Below are 243 nucleotides of genomic sequence, written 5' to 3'. Positions count from 1 at the left end.
TTTGTGCCTATCAAAAGCCCCGAGCAGCAGGGCGCACAGATGCTCGCGCGCGTGCGCAACCAGTTCATCGGCAGGCGGACCCAACTCGCCAATTCGATCCGCGGCTACGCCGCGGAATTCGGCTTTACCGCACCCAAGGGGCTTTCGAGGCTTCAGCAACTGCTGATCGACATTCGGGTTGACGCGACAGTCCCCGACTTGGCGAAGGAGTTGGTGGAAGCTTTGGCAACGGAATTGGCGCGC

General features: G+C 61.3%; 1 pseudogene. It reads left to right on the top strand.

The features are described 5' to 3' along the window. A pseudogene (locus tag XI08_RS09690) lies at nucleotides 1–243 on the top strand (IS110 family transposase); the annotation flags it as partial.

The organism is Bradyrhizobium sp. CCBAU 11361, assembly GCF_028128935.1.
Taxonomy (GTDB): Bacteria; Pseudomonadota; Alphaproteobacteria; order Rhizobiales; family Xanthobacteraceae; genus Bradyrhizobium; species Bradyrhizobium niftali.
The sequence above is the reverse complement of the archived record's forward strand: the minus strand, read 5'-3'. Positions and strand labels throughout refer to the sequence as shown.